Origin of the sequence: Kribbella capetownensis (genome assembly GCF_004331485.1) — a bacterium.
In the GTDB taxonomy this organism is placed as follows: Bacteria; Actinomycetota; Actinomycetes; order Propionibacteriales; family Kribbellaceae; genus Kribbella; species Kribbella capetownensis.
In genome coordinates, this window is the sequence record NZ_SJKD01000007.1 from 282,177 (window position 1) to 300,959 (window position 18,783).

Sequence of the window (18,783 nt, forward strand, 5' to 3'; positions counted from 1 at the left end):
GTCGTGACCCTGTACGCCGCGTTTGCGTCGAATCTGGACCCGAACTTGATGGCCGAGCGGTGCCCGTACTCGCCCCTGCGTGGGACCGGCTGGATCACCGGCTGGCGCCTTACCTTCGGCGGCGAGGAGCTGGGCTGGGAGGGTGCCATGGCCACTGTCGTCGAGGACCCGGCCGACTCGGCCAACCAGGTCTTCGTGGCGCTGTACGACATCCATCCCAAGGACGTCGAGCGGCTGGACGAGTGGGAGGCGATCGACCAGGGCATCTACCGCAAGATCCAGGTCCGGGTGCAGACCCTGGACGGCGAGCAGCTGGCCTGGATGTACGTCCTGAACGCCTACGAGGGCGGCCTGCCGTCCGCCCGCTACCTGGGCATCCTCGCCGAGGCGGCCGAGGCCGCGGGCGCCCCGGACGACTACGTCGCCGACCTCCGCGCGCGGCCGTGCCAGTCGTCCGGCCACTAAGCGCCGTACGCCGGTTATCGTGCGGTGGTGACCGTCAACGATGACCTCAGGGCAGCCGCCGAAGCCTGGCTGAGCGAAGATCCCGACCCCGACACGCGCGCCGAGCTGCGGCAACTGCTGGCAGACGGCTCCGACGAGGCCGGCGACGAGCTGGCCGACCGCTTCGCCGGCACTCTCGAGTTCGGTACGGCGGGGCTCCGCGGCGCCGTCGCCGCCGGACCGAACCGGATGAACCGGGTCGTCGTGATCCGCGCCGCCGCCGGCCTCTGCGCCTATCTGAAGGACAAGGGCCACACCGACGGCCCGGTCCTGATCGGGTACGACGCCCGCCACAAGTCGGATGTGTTCGCACAGGACACAGCCGCTGTGGTCAGGGGTGCAGGTCTGGACGCGGTCCTGCTGGACCAGCACACCCCGACGCCGGTGATTGCCTTCGGAATCAAGCATCTCCAGGCCGTGGCCGGTGTCGTCGTCACCGCCTCGCACAACCCGCCGCAGGACAACGGGTACAAGGTCTACCTGGGTGACGGCTCGCAGATCGTGCCGCCCGCGGACGCGGAGATCGCGGCGGCCATCGCAGCGGTCGGCCATCTGGACTCGGTACCGCGCGGAGACGACTGGCAGACCATCGGTGACGAGCTCCTGAACGCCTACCTGGACCGCATCGCCCAGCTGGTACCGGCCGACGCACCCCGGCACCTCAAGGTCGCTTACACGCCACTCCACGGTGTCGGACGGACCCTGGCCGAGGACGCGATCGCCCGCGCCGGGTTCGCCGCACCGGCGGTGGTGGCGGCGCAGGCGGATCCGGATCCGGACTTCCCGACCGTCTCGTTCCCGAATCCAGAGGAGCCGGGCGCGATCGACGCGGCGCTGGAGCTGGCTCGGTCCGTGGACGCCGACATCGCGGTGGCCAACGATCCCGATGCCGACCGGTGTGCGGTCGCCGTACCCGATCCGGCGGCCGACGGCGGCTGGCGGATGCTGCGTGGGGACGAGCTCGGCGCCCTGCTCGGGGAGTTCCTGCTGTCGCCGCGGCCCGCTGGGGTCGCCGCGTGCTCGATCGTCTCGTCGTCGCTGCTCGGCAAGATCGCCGCGTCGTACGGCGTCCGCTACGTCGAGACGCTGACCGGGTTCAAGTGGATCGGGCGGGTCCCGGAGCTGGTGTTCGGCTACGAGGAGGCGCTCGGGTACTGCGTGGATCCGGCCGCCGTGAAGGACAAGGACGGTATCTCGACGCTGGTCCGGGTCCTGCAGATGGCCGCCGCGGCGAAGGCCGAGGGGCGCACTCTGCTGGATCTGCTGGACGATCTGGCGCTCAAGTACGGCCTGCACGCCACGGATCAGCTGTCCGTCCGGGTCGAGGACCTGTCGCTGATCGGTGCCGCGATGGAACGGCTGCGGGCCACACCGCCCACGTCGCTGGGCGAGTACACGGTCGAGCGGATCGACGACCTGAGCCAGGGCTCCGAGACGCTCCCGCCGACCGACGGTCTTCGCTACACACTGTCCGAGGGGGCTCGGGTGGTGGTGCGGCCGTCGGGCACGGAGCCGAAGCTGAAGTGCTACCTGGAAGTGGTCGTGCCGGTGGCGGACTCGGATGTCTCGAGCGCCCGGGGCCAGGCAGCGAAGAACCTGTCCGGCATCAAGCAGGCGCTCTCCACGGCACTGGGGCTGTAGACGCGTGAGTGGTCAGCCGCTGGAGCGGAGCTTCAGCGGCTGACGTCGGACCGGAACACCTGGCGGGTGGCTCCGGTCAGCGGGCGGCGGCCGCGGCGTCGGCCTCTTCGGCGCGCAGCGAGCTCTGCAGCGACGAGTGCAGGATCCGCAGCGTGCTGGTCGACTGCATCAGCGCGTCGCGCTCGTCCGGGTTCCGGTTGGCGAGGTTGGCGATCTCGTTGATGCTCGCCTCGATCCGGGCGATCCGGTCGGCGACCGAACCCTCCTGGCTACTGGCCTTGCGGATCGCGTCGGACGTGACCGTCCAGACGTCCTCCTTGTCGTTGGTCCGCCGGGACATGTCGACCATCTGGCTCAGGGCGGCCAGGTCGTGGTCGATCTGCGTCCGCTCCACCGGCACGGTGATCCCGGCGGTCGCCTGGCGCAGCCGGGTGACATGACCGGACAGCTCCGACCAGGTGCTCCTGCCGCTCTTGATCTTGTCCAGCACCTTGGCGTACTCGGTGTTGAACTCGTCGTAGTTCACTGTCCTTGACTCCTGCCGTGAGACTGCTCGACCAGAACTGTAAGGCGTGCGGACCCGAAACAAGTAACCACACGATCGCAGATCGTGCACGTCTCGGCAAAATGCAACAGCCGCCCGGTACGGCAACGCGCACCGGGCGGCTGAGTTACGTGCTATGGCGCATTTGAGTCAGGCTACTGCGCCGGAGGTCGCATTCCAGGTCTTGTCAACGGGCGAGTTTCTGGCCGAGGAAGCGCAACTGCTCGGGCAGCATCCGCCGCCAGTAGCCACCGGTGTGGGCCCCGGCCTGCCGGCCGCCGGCCGCGTGCAGCTCGCGGCGCAGCGCCCCGGCCGCGTCCGCGAACGGATCGTCCCGGCCACAATCGATGCGCACGGCAACATTCTCGAGCGGCCGGCCGAAGACCTGGTACCGCTCGAAATCGCCGGCCCCGTCGAACGCGCCGGCGGCCACGTTGTCGTCGTACCGGCGCCACAACGCGGGGCTCATCGCACCGATCGCGACCGCCGATCGTCCGCCCCACAACAAAGCGCCGTACCCACCCATGGACCAGCCGAGTACGCCGACCCGCTCGGTGCGCAGGCCGCGTTTCGCCAGCAGGGGCAGGAATTCCGCGGACAGCATCCGCAGTGGATCGTCGCCGGTGGCGCGCGGATGCCAGTAGCTGTCCGGTCCCCCGTCGACAGTCGCCACCGCGAACGGCGGCGTACCGGACTGCACTGCAGCGGTCAGGTAGCGGTCCATCCCGAGGTCGCCGATCGCGGACGTGTGATCCCCACCGCGCCCATGCAGCGCCAGTACGACGGGCAGCTCCGCGGACGAGTCGTGCGGGCGGATGATGCTGTAGCCGACCGTCGTACGCCGGGCAGCGGACTCGAACGTCCCAGACTCCACCGGACCAGGCCGCACATCGGGAACGACGCCGTCCGGGCCGCTCAGCCCGAGTACGTCGTGGATCTTCGAGCGGCCCGGGATCGCACCGGACTCGAGGCCCGCGACCGCGGCGACGCCGGCGATCGTGGCGGCGGCGCCGGTGCGCAGCAGGAGGCGGCGTGACAGCAACGGCATAGGAACGTCGGTGGTCAGCGGAAGAAGGCGGCCACGATGGCGACAGCTGCGAGCACACCGACGATGGTCAGCTCCGGCCGGGCCCAGCTGGTCACCACCTCGCCGTTCGACTGTTCGGAGTACTGCGTCATGTGGGTCTCGATCCGGCCGACCACGAAGTCGGCGCGGGAGATCGAACTGTCGGACGACAGCTTGCGCCCGCCGACCCGCTGCTTCCTGAGATCACGCATGACGAGTTGGACGCCGGGAGCACGGAACCGGTTGTCGGCAGTGTGCACGCGCAGGATGTCGGTGACATCGACACCGGTCACCCTCGCCCACGGGATCAGATGGTCGCGCAGGTGGTTACGCAGCAGCAGGTGCTCGGGGCTGAGGGTGACCGACGGCCGGATCAGACCGACGTACGCCAGCACGATCAGGATGCCGATCAGGCTGCCGACCAGCACGCCGGTGGCGGTCCGCCACTCCAGCACGATGTCGAGCAGGCCGACCGCGCCGATCACGATCACGATGACCCCGGTGATCCGGTTCGACGCGGACAGGTACTGCTCGCTCTCGGAGGACTTCGACTTCACCCGGACAAACTAACCGGCGACCGGTAGCAGGCATAGGACCAGTACGTCCGCTGACGGTCACGATCCGCACTAGACTGCCGAGGTGACCACACTCGACAGCGGCGTCGACTCCCTGGCCGACGTGACCTCGTCCGAGGACCGGCTGCGCCGGTTCCTGCTCGGCCTGCCGGGCGTCGACCAGGTCGGCGCCGAGGCCCGGGCCGCCACCCTGAGCACGCGGTCGATCAAGACCACCGCCAAAGCGTATGCGCTGGACCTGGCCATCCGGATGATCGACCTGACCACGCTGGAGGGCCAGGACACCCCTGGCAAGGTGCGGGCGCTGTGCGCGAAGGCGATGCGGCCGGACCCGGCCGACTCGACCGCTCCGCAGGTCGCCGCTGTCTGTGTCTACCCGGACCTGGTGGCCACGGCGAAGCACGAGCTGCGCGGCTCCGACGTCAAGGTGGCGAGTGTCGCGACCGCCTTCCCCAGTGGGCGTTCCAGCCTGGCGGTCAAGGTCCAGGACACCAAGGACGCGGTCGCGGCCGGCGCCGACCAGGTCGACATGGTGATCGACCGTGGCGCCTTCCTGTCCGGGCGGTACGGCCTGGTCTTCGACGAGATCGCCGCGATCCGTGAGGCGGCCGGCGACGCGCATCTGAAGGTCATCCTGGAGACCGGTGAGCTGGTCACCTACGACAACGTCCGGCGCGCGTCCTGGCTGGCGATGCTGGCCGGTGCGGACTTCATCAAGACCTCCACCGGGAAGGTGTCCCCCGCGGCGACTCTGCCGGTGACGCTGGTGATGCTGGAGGCGGTCCGCGACTACCACGAGTCCACCGGCCTGCACATCGGCGTCAAGCCTGCCGGCGGCATCCGGACCGCGAAGGACGCGATCAAGTACCTGGTCATGGTCAACGAGACCGCCGGACCGGACTGGCTGGACCCGGAGTTGTTCCGCTTCGGGGCGTCCAGCCTGCTGAACGACCTGCTGATGCAACGCACCAAGCTGGCCACCGGGCACTACCCCGGACCCGACTACTTCACGCTGGACTGAGGCATGAGCAGATTCGAGTACGCACCGGCCCCGGAGTCCCGGGCCATCGTCGACATCAAGTCGTCGTACGGGCTGTTCGTCAACGGCCAGTTCGTCGAGGCGACGGACGGCAAGCCGTTCAAGACCGTCAGCCCGTCGTCGGAGGAGGTGCTCGCGGAGATCAGCGAGGCCGGTCCGGCGGACGTCGACAAGGCGGTCAAGGCGGCCCGGAAGGCGTTCGAGAAGGTCTGGGGCCCGATGTCCGGACGGGACCGGGCGAAGTACCTGTTCCGGATCGCCCGGCTGATCCAGGAGCGCTCCCGCGAGCTGGCCGTGCTGGAGTCCCTGGACAACGGCAAGCCGATCCGCGAGTCGCGTGACGTCGACATCCCGCTGGTGGCCGCGCACTTCTTCTACTACGCGGGCTGGGCCGACAAGCTCGAGTACGCCGGCGTCGGCGAGGACCCGCAGCCGTGGGGTGTCGCCGGTCAGGTGATCCCGTGGAACTTCCCGATGCTGATGCTGGCGTGGAAGATCGCGCCGGCCCTGGCCGCGGGCAACACCGTCATCCTCAAGCCGGCCGAGACCACGCCGCTGACCGCACTCGCGTTCGCGGAGATCTGCCAGCAGGCCGACCTGCCGCCGGGCGTGGTGAACATCGTCACCGGTGCCGGCCGGACCGGTCAGACCCTGGTCGAGCACCCGGACGTCGACAAGGTCGCGTTCACGGGGTCGACCGAGGTCGGCCGCGCGATCGCCAAGTCGGTCGCCGGCTCGGACAAGGCGGTCACGCTGGAGCTCGGTGGCAAGGCGGCGAACATCGTCTTCGAGGACGCGCCGATCGACCAGACCATCGAGGGCATCGTCAACGGCATCTTCTTCAACCAGGGGCACGTCTGCTGCGCCGGTTCGCGGCTGCTGGTCCAGGAGAGCGTGTACGACGAGGTGCTGGCGCGACTCAAGCGCCGGATGGGCACACTGCGCGTCGGTGACCCGCTGGACAAGAACACCGACATCGGCGCGATCAACTCCGCGGCCCAGCTGGCCAGGATCCGCGAGCTGTCCCAGATCGGCGAGGACGAGGGCGCCGAGCGCTGGTCGCCGGAGTGCGAGCTGCCGGCCGAGGGGTACTGGTTCCCGCCGACCGTCTTCACCGGCGTGTCCCAGGCGCACCGGATCGCCCGCGAGGAGATCTTCGGGCCGGTGTTGTCGGTGCTGACGTTCCGCACCCCGGCCGAGGCCGTCGAGAAGGCGAACAACACCCCGTTCGGGCTGTCCGCCGGGATCTGGACCGACAAGGGCTCCCGGATCCTCTGGATGGCCAACCAGCTGCGCGCCGGCGTGGTCTGGGCCAACACGTTCAACCGCTTCGACCCGACCTCGCCGTTCGGCGGCTACAAGGAGTCGGGCTACGGCCGCGAGGGCGGCCGCCACGGTCTGGAGGCCTACCTTGCCCACTAAGGCTGCGTCCGATAAGCCTGGCACCCGTCTGGAAGTGCGCAAGACGTACAAGCTCTACATCGGCGGCGCCTTCCCCCGCAGCGAATCCGGCCGGTCGTACGTGGTGAACAATGCCAAGGGCAAGTTCCTGGCGAACGCCTCGCAGGCCTCCCGCAAGGACGCCCGGGACGCGGTCGTCGCGGCCCGCAAGGCGTTCGGTGGCTGGTCCGGCCGGACGGCGTACAACCGCGGGCAGGTGCTCTACCGGATCGCCGAGGTGATGGAGGGCCGGCACGAGCAGTTCAGCTCAGAGGTCGCGCTGTCGGAAGGCTTGTCGATCAGCAAGGCTCGCGCGGTCGTGGACGCCTCGATCGACCGCTGGGTCTGGTACGCCGGCTGGGCCGACAAGCTCGCCCAGGTGGTCGGCTCGAGCAACCCGGTGGCCGGTCCGTACTTCGACTTCTCGTTGCCCGAGGCAACCGGCGTGGTCGCGGTGCTGGCGCCGCAGGATTCCAGTCTGCTCGGCCTGACGAGTGTGATCGCGCCTGCGATCGTCTCCGGCAACACCGTGGTCGCGGTGTCGTCGTACGAGCGTCCGCTGCCGGCTGTGACACTGGGCGAGGTGATGGCGACGTCCGACGTACCGGGCGGCGTGGTCAACATCCTCACCGGGTCCGCCTCCGAGGTCGGCCCGTGGCTGGCGTCGCACCTGGACGTGAACGCGATCGACCTGTGCGGCATCGAGGACCCGGACGAGGCCCGCGACCTGGAGGCGGCGTCGGCCGAGAACCTCAAGCGGGTCCGGCGTCCGGCCGAGGAAGACTGGACCGAGTCCCCCGGGCTGTCGCGACTCACGCAGTACCTGGAACTGAAGACCGTCTGGCACCCGATCGGACTGTGATGCTGACCGCCGGCGACAAGGTCGCGATCGTCTCGCCGTCACGAGGACTACCGGAGATCTTCCCTGGTCCCTACGAGCTCGGCCTGCGGCGATTGCGCGACGACTTCAAGCTGATTCCGGTCGAGTACCCGACCACGCGGGTCCTCAGGGCCACCCCGCAGGAGCGGGCCGCCGATCTGCACGCGGCCTGGTCGGATCCGTCGATCCGCGCGGTGATTGCGACCATCGGCGGCGACGACCAGCTGACCGTGCTGAAGCACCTCGATCCCCTGGTGTTCCAGGCGGACCCGAAGCCGTTCTTCGGGTACAGCGACAACACGAACCTGCTCAACTTCCTGTATTCGTTGGGGTTGCCGGCCTTCCACGGCGGCAGTGTGATGGTGCAGCTCGGCCGCGGCGGTGCCATGCACCCGGACACGGAGCGCTCGCTGCGTGCCGCCCTCTTCGTCCCGGGCGAGTTCGAGCTGACCCCGGCCGAGGCCTGGACGGATCACGACCACGACTGGAGCGTTCCCGCCAATCTGGAGACCGAGCCACCGCTCTTCCCCGGCACCGGCTGGACCTGGCAGGGCTCGCAGGCCGTCAGCGGGCGGTTGTGGGGCGGCTGCCTCGAGATCCTCGACTGGCAGCTGGCCGTCAACCACTGGATGCTGCCCACGGACTCGTACGACGGCATTCTCTTCCTGGAGACCAGTGAGGAGATGCCGAGCTCCGAGACCGTCTACCGGATCCTTCGCAACTTCGGCGAACGCGGTCTGCTCCAGCGGTTCGACGCCGTCCTCTGGGGCCGCCCGAAGTCCTGGTCGCTCGAGAACCACCTCACGCCGGCGGAATCCGTCGCCTACGTCACCGGGCAGTACCTCGCGGTCGATCGCGCGCTGATGGAGTACAACCCGTCCGCGGTCGTGGTCAAGGGCCTCGACATCGGGCACACCGACCCGGCGCAGATCCTCCCGTACGGCGGCCAGGCGCGGGTCGACCCGGTCAACCAGCGAGTCACCGTCACCTACTAGCGCACCTCCGTGCGCGTCAGCGCCGGGTTGGGGTCGGGGTAGCAGGCAACAGGGGCTGTGATCGAGATGAACTTCCACTTGATCTTGGCCTGCAGGGTCAGGCCGGGGTCGTCGTAGCTCGTGCCCTTGAGCTTGGTCTCGATGACCGAGCCGGCGCTGCCGGCCTGCAGCCGGACCGCGAGGGCCGGCAACTGGTAGTTCGCCCCGCCTGAGATCGGGCCTGGGACCTTGACGACAGCGACGCGGCCGTCGAGCTGGACGGTCGGCGTCGAGTTCAGCCCGGACCCGCCGCTGAGCCGGGAACTGACGTACGACGAGTTGGCCGGGATCGGCACGCGCAGGGACAGATCACGCACCTCCTGGAGCTTGAAGCCTTTGACCTCACCCGGCAGCGAGCCGGGCTTGAGGTCGACAGTGATGGCGAAGCGAGTGTTCGGCCGGACCGTCGCCGGCGCCTTCGCGTCGACGCCCTGCCGCAACGACAGCAGATGCCGGCCGAACTTGGTGTCCGCCCGGCAGGCATAGCTGGCAGTCGGCGCCACCTCGGCGCCAGTGGCGACCAGCAACGGAAGTACGGCGACACCGAAGACCAGCAAACTGCGGTGAGTAGCCACACAACTACTCTAAGCAGTCAGAGCCTCTGACCGGACCCGTCGTCTCACTGACCGAACAGGAACCAGCCGCCCACTCCGGCCAGCACGAACACCACCGGCAGTGAGAGCAGGAACCACGCCCGGTTGCGACGACGGCGTCGCCGTACCGGCGGATCGGTCGCGACCGTCGTCGGCAGGGTGTCGTCGCCGGCGATACGGGTCCGCTCCATCGCCCGGATCGGCGCCTCCTGCTCGAGCCGGTACGCCTCCGCCTCCAGTCGCTCGGCGAGTGCGTCGGCACGCTCCCAGCGATCGGTGACCCGGTACGCCAGCGCACGCCCCAGGACGTCGTCGAGTTGGCCCACAGCGTCGTGCAGCAGCGATTGCAGGCTCGGCGGCGGCAGATCCGGATCGCGGTTGACCACCTCGCCGATCGAGGACGAAGAGAACGGCGGATGCCCGGTGATCAGTGCGTAGGTCACCGCACCGACCGCGTAGATGTCCGCCCGCTCGTCGAACCCGCCGTCCCCACGCCCTTGCTCCGGCGCCATGTACGACGGCGTACCGACGGCCTGGGTCAGCCCGGATGCCTCTGCCGCGCGCTTGGCCAGGCCGAGGTCGGCCAGCACGATGCGGTGCGTTCCACCGCCACCGGATTCGCCACTCTGGTTAGGCCGGAGCAGGAGGTTCGCCGGCGTGACATCGCGATGGACGACACCCTCGTTGTGCAGCGCGGCGACTGCGCGGGCCAGGTCAGCGCCCCACCACAAGGCATCGACAACCTCCAGCGGCCCGTGCCGCAGTACGTCGCCCAGTGAGCCACCGCCGACGTAGTCCATCACGAAGTACGGGCGTCCGTCCGGGAGCCGGCCGAGGTCGAAGACCCGGACCACCCGGTCGCTGGCGATCCGCCGCATCAGCCGTGCCTCGGACAGGAACCGCTCGCGTACGTCGGCCCGCGACGCCCAGTTGTCGGCGAGGACCTTGACGGCCACATCCACGTCGAGGTCGTCGTCGTACCCACGCCAGACGGTCGCGAACGCGCCCGCACCGATCTTGTCCTGCAGCCGGTACCTGCCGATGACATCCATCCCGGCTATTGTCGTGCACGGCTGCGTTGTCCGGCCAACACCACCCTGGGGGAGCATGAACGAGGATCTGGAACAACTCGCTGCGCGCGCCGCGGCCGGGGACCAGAGCGTGCTCCCGACCATCCTGGTGGCGATCCGCCCGCAGGTGGAGCGGCGGGTGGCCAAGTTCCTGCCGTACCACGAGGACGCCGAGGAGGCGGCCCAGGACACCTTGCTCCAGGTGGCCAACAAGATCCACACCTTCAAGGGCACCGGCAGCTTCGCCGGCTGGGTCACCGTCGTGGCCACCAACCAGGCCCGGCAGACCTACCGGTCGCTCAAGCGGCGCTCGGTCGAGCAGTCCGCCGAGGTCATGCCCGAGTCGGCCGATCCGCGCACCACCTCGGTGATCGCCGGCTCCCGGCTGGATCTGCTGGAAGCCCTCGAGTCCCTCGAGTCCAGCCACCCGCAACTCGTCCAGCCGCTGGTACTGCGCGACCTGGGCTCTTTGACGTACGCCGAGATCGCCGACGAACTCGACGTACCGCTGGGCACTGTCAAGGCCCGGATCCACCAAGCACGTAAGGCCGTCGCGGAGCACCTCACCGTCCGCTGACCAGCCAGCCCTGCAGGATCTTCGTCGCCTCGGTCCGCACTGCTGAGGGCAGTCCTGCGATCGTCGCGTTGTGGTTGCCCGCCAGGACCGTGAACCAGTGCGAGTCGCGCGTGCCCGGACCGGGCTCGAACTTCTCGGCGCTCCATGGGTCGTTCTCCCCGTAAATGAAGAGCATCCGGGTGGCTGAGGTCTTCACCCAACGGTCGATGTCGGCCATGGCGGCAGCGTCGTGTCTGGGCTCGATGCCGTCCGGGACCGAAGCCGGGGCAGCACCGGCCTCCCGATAGTGCAGCAAACCTTTGAGCCACGTCGTACCCGTAGCGACGTCGGGCCAGTTGAGCTGGGCGGTCGCCTGGTAGTAGTACGCGAGGTACGGCGCTGTGCCGGCGTCCGAGTAGGACGACCAGTCGGCGATCTGGCCGATGAAGTCGAACAGTTGCCGGTCGGTGGCCGTGCGGCCCGGAACCAGCAGGCAGTTTCCCTGGGTGCGGTACTGCCAGAACTTGAACGGTGTGTCGAGCACCGCGGCCTCGAAGGCGCGATCCGCCGAGCCGAAGGTCTGGTCGTACTTCAAGCCCAGCTTGACGAGCAGCGGCAGCAACGTCGCCCGGCGGTACAACGCGTTGCGTTGAACGGTCCGCAGGGCTTCGTTGCACTGCGCATCGGTGCCTGCGTGCTGGATGAAGTCGACGTACGAGTCCTGATCGTTGACCGTGTCCTGCGGCGCCACATAGGCGACGGTCGCGTCCACGTCCGCCGGGTAGAAACGACGGTGGTAGACCGAGGTCATCCCACCCTTGCTCGCGCCGGTCGACACCCACTTGCCGCCGTACAAGGCTTTGAAGGCCTGCACGATCCGGTGGTGATCGGTCGCCGCCTGCCAGATGTCGAGCTTGGTCCAGTCCTTGGTCGCAGGGGTCGATTGGCCGAAGTACCGCTCCTCGACGTCCAACTGGTTGCCGTCGACGAGGCGGGTCGGCTCAGCCGTGAACACCCCGGCGATCCCGGCGTACCCGGTCGTGTGCAGGACGGTGGGCCGGTCGAATCCCTTGTGCCACAAGGTGATCCGCTGCTCGAACTGCTCCCCCTCGGGATGATGCTGGTCCACCGGCTGGCGGAACCACAGCACGAAGAACGGTGTGCCGTTGATCAGTTGCCCGCTCTCGATCCGCATCCCGGCGATCGCCTCCAGGCGCGCCCGCACCGCCGCGACCGGATCCGCGGCGGTCGCGGGCGTGCCGAGACCGGCGAGGGTGGCGAGCACGAGGAGAAACCTGACGAGGCGCATTCGGTGACTCCTCGGGCTCGGGCCAACACTCTGCGTAGTCAGAGTACGCCGGGATCCCGCGCGGCCGAAAGGGTCAGCCGAAGGTACGCCGGACCGCGAGCGCTCGGCGCAGGTCGTCCAGGAAGTTGGCCGTCTGCCGCCGCACCGAAGACACCACGTTGTCGTCGGCGATCAACCGCTCGGCCGGCTCGACCAGGCTCTCGTCGATCGCGAACCGCGGCGCGATCCGGCGCGCGGTCAGTCCGATCACCATCCCGGCCCGGATGGCATCCGTGCCTGCGATGTCGGTGAAATAGCGCTGGACGTACGGCGCCGTGACCTCGGCCTGACCCGGATGCCAGAAACCGTCGGCCAGGGCGAGCAGTTCCTTCACGCCGATCGCCGGGTCCGTCATGATCCGCGTCCAGGCCGACTCCTTGCCGGCGGGCAGCGCGGCCCGGCAGCGGGCGGCCTGGTTGACGCCCTCGGTCGACGTGTCACGCGCCAGCTCGGCGTCGATCTCCGCGGCGCCGAACCCGTCCAGCTGGACGAGCCGCAGCACCAGGTCCCAGCGGAGATCCTGGTCGAGCTCCAGGCCGGCCGGAGTCGCGACGCCGTCCAGCCAGGACTTCAGCAGCTCGGCGTCGTCGGTGGTCGCGACGAAGCCGCGCACAGTCGCGAGCTGCAGGCTGCTGCCTGGCTCGACTGTTCCGAGCTTCGCGCCCAGGGCATCCGCGACGGGACCGCGCCAATCGTCGTACGGGAGGTAGACGCCGAGCACGTGCTCGGCCAGCCAGCGCACCAGCGAGCCGACGGCGATGTCGCTGTCCTCGTCCTTGATCGCGGTGACGAACAGGTCGAGTGCCTGCCGGGGATCGAGCTCGGCGTCGGCGGTGGCGTCGCGGATCGAGTTCCAGATCACCGCGCGAGTGGTACCGTCGGCGATCTTCGGCAGGACCGCCGGCAGGTTGGCCAGACTCCTCGCATCGAGGCGGATCTTCGCCCAGGTGTCGTCGTTCGCGTCCGGCACGATCACGGCGTACTCGTTGCTCAGTGCAACTTCCATGCTGTCCTGGTCGAGCATCACGTCCACGATCGTGGCCGCGCCACTGGCGTCGTACCCACCGACACTCAGCTTGTGCGGGCGGCGCGAACCGTCCGGGCTCTTGCGGTGCAGGACGACGCCGTCGGTGGTGCGCTCGATCGAGATGGTGTCCAGGCCGGACGTCCGCAGCCACTGGTCCGACCAGTTGGCCAGGTCCTGTGCGCCGGCCTCGGTCAGCTTCGCGATGAACTCGGCCAGGTCGGCGTTGCCGTACTCATGCGCGTCAAGGTGCGCGTTGACACCCTTCAGGAACACGTCGTCGCCGAGGTACTTCGCCAGTTGTTTGAGCACCGCGGCGCCCTTGGCGTACGAGATCCCGTCGAAGTCGTCGAGCGACTCCCGGGCGTCCTTCAGGCTGTCCGGCGCGACCGGGTGGGTCGAGCTGCTCTGGTCCGTGCGCAGGCCCCACCACTTGCGGACGAAGGCGAAGTCGGTCCAGTTGCCGCCGTGGCTGGTCGCGTCCTCCGCAACCCGGTGCGCCATGTACTCCGCGAACGACTCGTTCAGCCACATGTCGTTCCACCACTGCATGGTGACCAGGTCGCCGAACCACATGTGCGCCATCTCGTGGTCGACGATCCGGGCCCGGGTGCTGCGTTCCGCCTCAGTCACCGGGCCGCGGAAGACCAGGTGGTCGGCGAACGTCACGCAGCCCGGGTTCTCCATCGCGCCGAGGTTGAAGTCCGGCACGAACGCCTGCCAGTACTCACCGAACGGGTACCGCTGCCGGAACATCCGGTGGTACTCGTCGAACGCCTCGCCGGTGGTCCGGAACAGGTCCTCGGCCTCCCGGTCCAGGTGCTCCTTCAGCGACTGCCGGCAGGCCAGCCCGAGCGGGATCCCGTCGTGCTCGCTGCGGATCAGGTGGTACGGCCCGGCGAGGATCGTGACGAAGTACGTCGACAGCGGCTTCGTCTCGGCCAGCCGCCACTCTCCCGGACCGACCTGCGTCGCCGCACCGTTGCCCAGGACAACCCAGTCCTCGGGACATTTCACAGTGATCGTGTACGGCGCCTTGAGATCCGGCTGGTCGAAGCACGGGAAGTACCGTGGCGCCGACTCGAGCGACGACATGCCGTAGGTGTAGACCTTGCCGTCGGCGGCGTCGACGCTGCGCTGCAGGCCCTCGCCGTCCGCGGAGTACTTCAGCTCGGCCGTCACCACGAGCTCGTTCTCGTCCTGCAGATCCGTCAGCGGCAAGCGCCCCTCGGCCAGCAGGCCGACGTCCAGTGCCGTGCCGTTCAGCTCCACCGCGAGCAATCGCTCGGGCTTCACGTCGACCCAGCTCGTGCCGATCCCAGCCGCGAACTGGATCCGGCTGGTCGTCACGAAGGTGTCGCCGGGTCCGGTCAGGTCGAACTCGACCCGATACGACCGCACGGCAAGGTCTGTCGCCCGTTGGCGGGCCTCTTCCACTGTCAAAGCGCGCATGTGTGCACGCTATCCGAGAGCCGTTCTACGGACCCGTCAGTTTCTCCCGCACGAGCTTGGCCCGGCCCCGATCCCGCTCGTCGAGCGCCTGGTCGCCGGCCATCGTCTGGAGGACACGAAGCAGCCGCTCGGCCTTCGCATCAGCTGGTACGGCGGCCGCGGCGAGGAGCGCGGTCGCGCGGACGTCGGCGTCCGTGGTGTCTTCGAGGATCGTCGCGATCAGGTCGGCGTCGTCGGCCTCGGCCAAGCTGGTCAGGACGTTGAGCGCACTCAGGTGGTCGAAGGCTGCACGCAGTTCCTCATCGGCTTCCATGGGCGGCGCGGACAGGACGTTGCGCGCGACCTGACGGACGTCTTGGGCGAGCGGCTCGAGCGGATTCCCACCGCTCAACCGCGTGTAGGAGGCGGCCACCTGGTACATGTTCAGGGCTCTGCAGACTGTGGCGATGTTGTCGCTGTGCAGCAGCGCGCTGAACGCCTGCAGAGGGATACCAACCTCGTCCGTGCTCATCCACGTCCTCGCTTCGCTCCGGGCGCGGATGAGACACAACAGGCGCTGTGCTTGATGATGAACTCACTGCGTTCGTTCATGCCTGCACGCTAGCGGCCGCGTGCAGGTGGGTGGCCAGGAGGTGGGCGGAGCCGGGTGCGTCCGCGGCGTAGCAGAGCAGGTGCTGGCGGGTTGACCAGGAGTCCTGCAGCGGACAGATCTCGACGGCTGGGTTCGTGTCGACGGCCCGGCGAGGAACGATCGCGAGCCCGGCGCCGGCGGTGGCGAGCGTGATCAGGGTGTGCAGGGTCGGGACGAGAGTGCGGAAGCGCGGCGCCGGCGCGTGCGGACCGAGTCGGTCATCCATCCACTGAGTCAGCGGCGAACGCCGGTCCAGACCGACCAGCGGGTGCTCGGCGACTTCGGCGTACGCGATCGAGGCACGGCCGGAGAGGACGCCGCCGGCCTGGCCGATCACCACCAGAGAGTCGTCCGCGAGTGGCTCGGTGCGGAGCGGGGTGGGTTCGTCGTCCAGGATCACGCCGAGATCGGCCTCACCGGCGGCCAGCAAGCGCACGCTGCGGGTCGTACGGCGTTCGCTGACGTTGACGTCGTACTCGGGATGGTCGCGCAGGAAGGTGGCGAGCGCGGCGGGGACGAGTTGATGCATCGCGGAACCGCCGGCGACCAGGCGGATCGGGGCCGATCCGGAGACGGCGTACGACGCGACCGCGTTGTCCAGGCGGGTGGTCTCGGCCAGGACCTCGCGGGCGTGCCGGGCGAGTGTCGCGCCCGCCGGGGTGAGCCGGACACCGCGGCGCTCGCGGATGAGCAGCGGTACGCCGGCCTGCGATTCGAGGGCTCTGACCCGTGCGCTGGCCGAAGGCAGACTCAGGTGCATCAGTCGGGCTCCACCCGTGATCGAGCCTTCCGCTGCGACGTGCGTGAACAGTCGGAGGTCGTCCAAGTCGTACCGCATGACACCAGCCTACGTCTCAGCCTGAGGCTGACTACGGGGATCACGCATTGTGGAGTGCCCGCCGAGCCGTGATCCTCGAAGGGTGCTGATGATTCTCCTGGCCGGTGTCGCCGCCGGCGCGTTGAACGCCCTCGGCGGTGGTGGGAGCTTCGTGGCACTCTCCGCACTGGTCGCCACCGGCATGCCGCCGGTCACCGCGAACGCGACGACGACCGTCGCGTTGCTGCCCGGGAGCGCGAGCAGCGCCTGGGTCTACCGGCGGGACCTGGAGGCCTTCGCGCGGCCGTCCACGCTCGGGCTGACGCTGGCCAGCGTGCTCGGCGGGGCTGTTGGCGCCGGGTTGTTGCTACTGCTGCCGTCGGAGTCGTTCGATGCGGCGGTGCCGTGGCTGCTGGCCTTCGCGACCGTGGTGCTTGCGTTCGGCCGACGCCTCACCCGGGCGCTTCGTCTAGGCGCGCCGGGACCGGCCGCGATCCTGGCGGGCCAGTTCCTGCTGTCGATCTACGGCGGGTACTTCGGTGGCGCGGTCGGGCTGATGATGCTGGCGTTCTGGACCGCCACGACGACGCTCGACCCGGCTCGCGGAAACCCCCTGCGCGTCATCCAGGTCGCGGCCGTCTACCTCACCGCGACCGTCATCTTCCTCTTCGCCGCCGACGTCCTCGACCAGCCGCTGCGTCTGGTGGCCCTGCTGATCGGTGCCATCACCGGTGGGTACGGCGGCGCGCACCTGGTCCGGCGACTGCCCGCATCGTTGCTCAAGGCCCTCGTTCTCACGACCGCGGTGGCGATGACCGCGTTGTTCTTCGTGCGAGCGGCCCGATGAACCGGGCGCAGCTCGCGATGGCCTGCCAGGCGTGCGAAGTGGCCGATCTCGCCCGCTCGGCGGTCACTCTGACAAGCCCGGCAGAGGCTCGCGCTCAGGCTGAACTCGTGGTGGCGGCAGCTCAACGACTCTTGGCGGCCGCGTCCCGGTTGGCTGAGCCGGCGTCGTACCCTCCGGCCGACGCACTCCAGCTGTTCGCGTACGAGCATCCGGAGGAGGCCGCCGCGGACGTGGCGGACTGGCTGCGCTCCTCGGGCTGAGCTACCTCGTGCCCGGTTCGCGCCCGAGCTGGTCTGCCCGCCTTTGCTGGTCGCGCTCGCGGCCGAGGTAGAGACCCGTCGCCGTCGACACGCTCGTGAGCAGCCACACCGCGACTCCCGCATCGTCGGCCACACCAATGATCGGCAGCAACTCGGGAAGGATGTCGATCGGCGAGATCAGATACACCAACGCCAGCACCCACAAGGCCATCCGGCTCTTGGGCAAGTCGGCGTACGCCCCTGACCGCGCCGCCCGCAACAACCGCGGCAACGCAGCCGCCCGCTCGAACACATTCCCCACCGGCTCCGGCTCCCCCCGAGCCGCCCGCCGCCTCTTCAGCGCCCGGCGCCGTACCACTCCCAGCGCGGCCACCACCGCGCCGATAAGCACCAGGCCGACCCCAACCCCGACCGCGGACACCCCAACCACGTCGCCATCCCGAAAAACCACCGTGGCCAGCCCGATCAGCCCGAGGAGCCCGCCGAAATACACCATCTACCCAGGCTAGACGACGAGGGGGACCGCCAGGCCATCACAACCGTGGCGCCGCCGCGGCTTCACGCTTGGCGGCTGCCGGCCGGCGCCCTTGTGATGGGCTGGCGGTTCAGTCCACCAGGTCTTCGACGATTGTGGTCATGCGGTCTACGGGGATGGCGAAGCCGATGCCGATGTTGCCGGAGCGGCCGGCGCCGAGAGTGGCTATGGCGGTGTTGACGCCGACGACCTGGCCGGCGGCGTTGACGAGCGGGCCACCGGAGTTGCCGGGGTTGATGGCGGCGTCGGTCTGGATCGCCGACTGGCGGTTGCCGTTGTCGCCGAAGCGGGCCTGCCGGTCGACCGCGCTGACGATGCCCGCGGTCACCGTTCCTTCCAGGCCGAGCGGTGAACCGACGGCGAGCACCGGGTCGCCGACCCGCAGTTGTGCAGACCGGCCGAGCGTGAGCGCGCGCAGTCCCTCGGCATCGGCGGTCGAGACCTGGAGTACGGCGAGGTCGTTGTCCGCGTCGGAACCGATGACGTCGGCGTCGACCCGGCGGCCGTTCGACAGGACCAGGGATACATCGCTCGCTCCTTCCACCACATGCGCATTGGTGACCACGTGCCCCTGCTGGTCGATCGCGAACCCGGACCCGGTCGCCCGCCCGGCACGGACCGACACCACCCCAGGCAACACACTCGCCGCCGCGGCCGAGATCGACCCCTGCGCAGCTGCAGGTGGAGCCGCCGCCTGCGGCAGGTCGACAGCCGCCGGGTCCCGAGTGCCGGTCACCGCCCCGGCCAGCCCGCCCGCCACGATCGACATCGCAACGGTCGCAACCACGATCCCGGCGCGGCGTCCGGACCTAGGAGTAGAAGGATGGGCCGTCACCCCGGCCGGAGGTGCCGCCGCCTGGGCGGAGGCCGAGGTGACGGGGAAGATGGGCGGCGTGGCGGGTGGGGGGCCGAGGTAGTAGTGGGGGC

Annotated in this window: 20 protein-coding genes; 9 read left to right on the forward strand and 11 right to left on the reverse strand. The window is 69.2% G+C overall.

Annotation, left to right across the window (positions count from 1 at the left end; genetic code table 11):
* Window positions 1-3 precede the first annotated feature (3 nt).
* Window positions 4-465, forward strand: a complete 462-nt coding sequence (locus E0H75_RS29365) for a gamma-glutamylcyclotransferase family protein (protein WP_131516926.1) — start codon at window positions 4-6, stop codon at window positions 463-465.
* Between the two features lie 24 nt (window positions 466-489).
* On the forward strand, window positions 490-2,145 hold the full coding sequence (locus E0H75_RS29370; protein ID WP_131516927.1) for a phospho-sugar mutase: 1,656 nt from the start codon (window positions 490-492) through the stop codon (window positions 2,143-2,145).
* 76 nt (window positions 2,146-2,221) lie between these two features.
* Here E0H75_RS29370 and E0H75_RS29375 read toward each other — a convergent pair whose 3' ends face one another.
* From E0H75_RS29375 to E0H75_RS29385, 3 genes are all read right to left on the reverse strand, one after another.
* Complete coding sequence (locus E0H75_RS29375; RefSeq protein ID WP_131516928.1) at window positions 2,222-2,671, reverse strand: hypothetical protein; 450 nt, start codon at window positions 2,669-2,671, stop codon at window positions 2,222-2,224.
* Window positions 2,672-2,876: 205 nt separating this feature from the next.
* Window positions 2,877-3,737, reverse strand: a complete 861-nt coding sequence (locus tag E0H75_RS29380; RefSeq protein WP_131516929.1) for an alpha/beta hydrolase — start codon at window positions 3,735-3,737, stop codon at window positions 2,877-2,879.
* Between the two features lie 14 nt (window positions 3,738-3,751).
* Window positions 3,752-4,312 (reverse strand): PH domain-containing protein, encoded by a 561-nt coding sequence (locus E0H75_RS29385; RefSeq protein WP_131516930.1) that lies wholly within the window; start codon window positions 4,310-4,312, stop codon window positions 3,752-3,754.
* Between the two features lie 82 nt (window positions 4,313-4,394).
* Here E0H75_RS29385 and deoC point away from each other — a divergent pair, with 82 nt between their 5' ends.
* Genes deoC through E0H75_RS29405 form a run of 4 tightly spaced genes read left to right on the forward strand, consistent with a single transcriptional unit; the run spans window position 4,395 to window position 8,684 of the window.
* The gene (deoC, locus tag E0H75_RS29390; RefSeq protein WP_131516931.1) at window positions 4,395-5,351 is read left to right on the forward strand and encodes a deoxyribose-phosphate aldolase; all 957 of its coding nucleotides are present in this window, start codon (window positions 4,395-4,397) and stop codon (window positions 5,349-5,351) included.
* Between the two features lie 3 nt (window positions 5,352-5,354).
* Window positions 5,355-6,791, forward strand: coding sequence for an aldehyde dehydrogenase family protein (locus tag E0H75_RS29395; protein ID WP_131516932.1), 1,437 nt, complete (start codon window positions 5,355-5,357; stop codon window positions 6,789-6,791).
* A 34-nt stretch (window positions 6,792-6,825) separates the two neighbouring features.
* Entirely contained in the window at window positions 6,826-7,671 is an 846-nt protein-coding gene (locus E0H75_RS29400) for an aldehyde dehydrogenase family protein (RefSeq protein WP_238163341.1), read from the forward strand.
* Window positions 7,671-8,684, forward strand: a complete 1,014-nt coding sequence (locus tag E0H75_RS29405; protein WP_131517178.1) for a S66 family peptidase — start codon at window positions 7,671-7,673, stop codon at window positions 8,682-8,684. Before E0H75_RS29400 ends, E0H75_RS29405 begins: the two co-directional genes overlap by 1 nt.
* Here E0H75_RS29405 and E0H75_RS29410 read toward each other — a convergent pair.
* On the reverse strand, window positions 8,681-9,298 hold the full coding sequence (locus tag E0H75_RS29410) for a hypothetical protein (RefSeq protein WP_202873228.1): 618 nt from the start codon (window positions 9,296-9,298) through the stop codon (window positions 8,681-8,683). The two genes, E0H75_RS29405 and E0H75_RS29410, sit on opposite strands and share 4 nt — an antisense overlap.
* A 44-nt stretch (window positions 9,299-9,342) precedes the next feature.
* Complete coding sequence (locus tag E0H75_RS29415) at window positions 9,343-10,368, reverse strand: serine/threonine-protein kinase (RefSeq protein ID WP_131516934.1); 1,026 nt, start codon at window positions 10,366-10,368, stop codon at window positions 9,343-9,345.
* Window positions 10,369-10,423: 55 nt separating this feature from the next.
* Between E0H75_RS29415 and E0H75_RS29420 the strand changes: the two genes are divergently transcribed.
* Window positions 10,424-10,963, forward strand: a complete 540-nt coding sequence (locus E0H75_RS29420; RefSeq protein WP_131516935.1) for an RNA polymerase sigma factor — start codon at window positions 10,424-10,426, stop codon at window positions 10,961-10,963.
* Here the strand turns inward: E0H75_RS29420 and E0H75_RS29425 are convergent.
* The 4 genes from E0H75_RS29425 to E0H75_RS29440 all read right to left on the reverse strand — a co-directional run bounded on the left by E0H75_RS29425 (window position 10,950) and on the right by E0H75_RS29440 (window position 16,235).
* Window positions 10,950-12,251 carry a S28 family serine protease gene (locus E0H75_RS29425; RefSeq protein WP_131516936.1) on the reverse strand — a complete coding sequence of 434 codons (1,302 nt, stop codon included), beginning with the start codon at window positions 12,249-12,251 and terminating at the stop codon, window positions 10,950-10,952. The genes E0H75_RS29420 and E0H75_RS29425 overlap by 14 nt on opposite strands.
* 73 nt (window positions 12,252-12,324) lie before the next feature.
* A complete protein-coding gene (pepN, locus tag E0H75_RS29430; protein WP_131516937.1) occupies window positions 12,325-14,766 on the reverse strand; it encodes an aminopeptidase N in 2,442 nt (813 codons plus the stop codon).
* Between the two features lie 25 nt (window positions 14,767-14,791).
* The gene (locus E0H75_RS29435) at window positions 14,792-15,277 is read right to left on the reverse strand and encodes a hypothetical protein (RefSeq protein WP_131516938.1); all 486 of its coding nucleotides are present in this window, start codon (window positions 15,275-15,277) and stop codon (window positions 14,792-14,794) included.
* 76 nt (window positions 15,278-15,353) lie between these two features.
* On the reverse strand, window positions 15,354-16,235 hold the full coding sequence (locus tag E0H75_RS29440; protein ID WP_131516939.1) for a LysR family transcriptional regulator: 882 nt from the start codon (window positions 16,233-16,235) through the stop codon (window positions 15,354-15,356).
* Between the two features lie 88 nt (window positions 16,236-16,323).
* Here E0H75_RS29440 and E0H75_RS29445 point away from each other — a divergent pair, with 88 nt between their 5' ends.
* Window positions 16,324-17,061, forward strand: a complete 738-nt coding sequence (locus E0H75_RS29445; RefSeq protein ID WP_131517179.1) for a sulfite exporter TauE/SafE family protein — start codon at window positions 16,324-16,326, stop codon at window positions 17,059-17,061.
* Window positions 17,058-17,321, forward strand: a complete 264-nt coding sequence (locus E0H75_RS29450; protein WP_131516940.1) for a hypothetical protein — start codon at window positions 17,058-17,060, stop codon at window positions 17,319-17,321. The genes E0H75_RS29445 and E0H75_RS29450 overlap by 4 nt, the downstream gene beginning before the upstream one ends.
* Window position 17,322: 1 nt before the next feature.
* Here E0H75_RS29450 and E0H75_RS29455 read toward each other — a convergent pair whose 3' ends face one another.
* Together E0H75_RS29455 and E0H75_RS29460 are read right to left on the reverse strand one after the other, a co-directional pair.
* Window positions 17,323-17,817, reverse strand: coding sequence for a YkvA family protein (locus tag E0H75_RS29455; RefSeq protein ID WP_131516941.1), 495 nt, complete (start codon window positions 17,815-17,817; stop codon window positions 17,323-17,325).
* 109 nt (window positions 17,818-17,926) lie between these two features.
* A complete protein-coding gene (locus E0H75_RS29460) occupies window positions 17,927-18,625 on the reverse strand; it encodes a S1C family serine protease (protein WP_238163342.1) in 699 nt (232 codons plus the stop codon).
* Window positions 18,626-18,783: the final 158 nt, after the last annotated feature.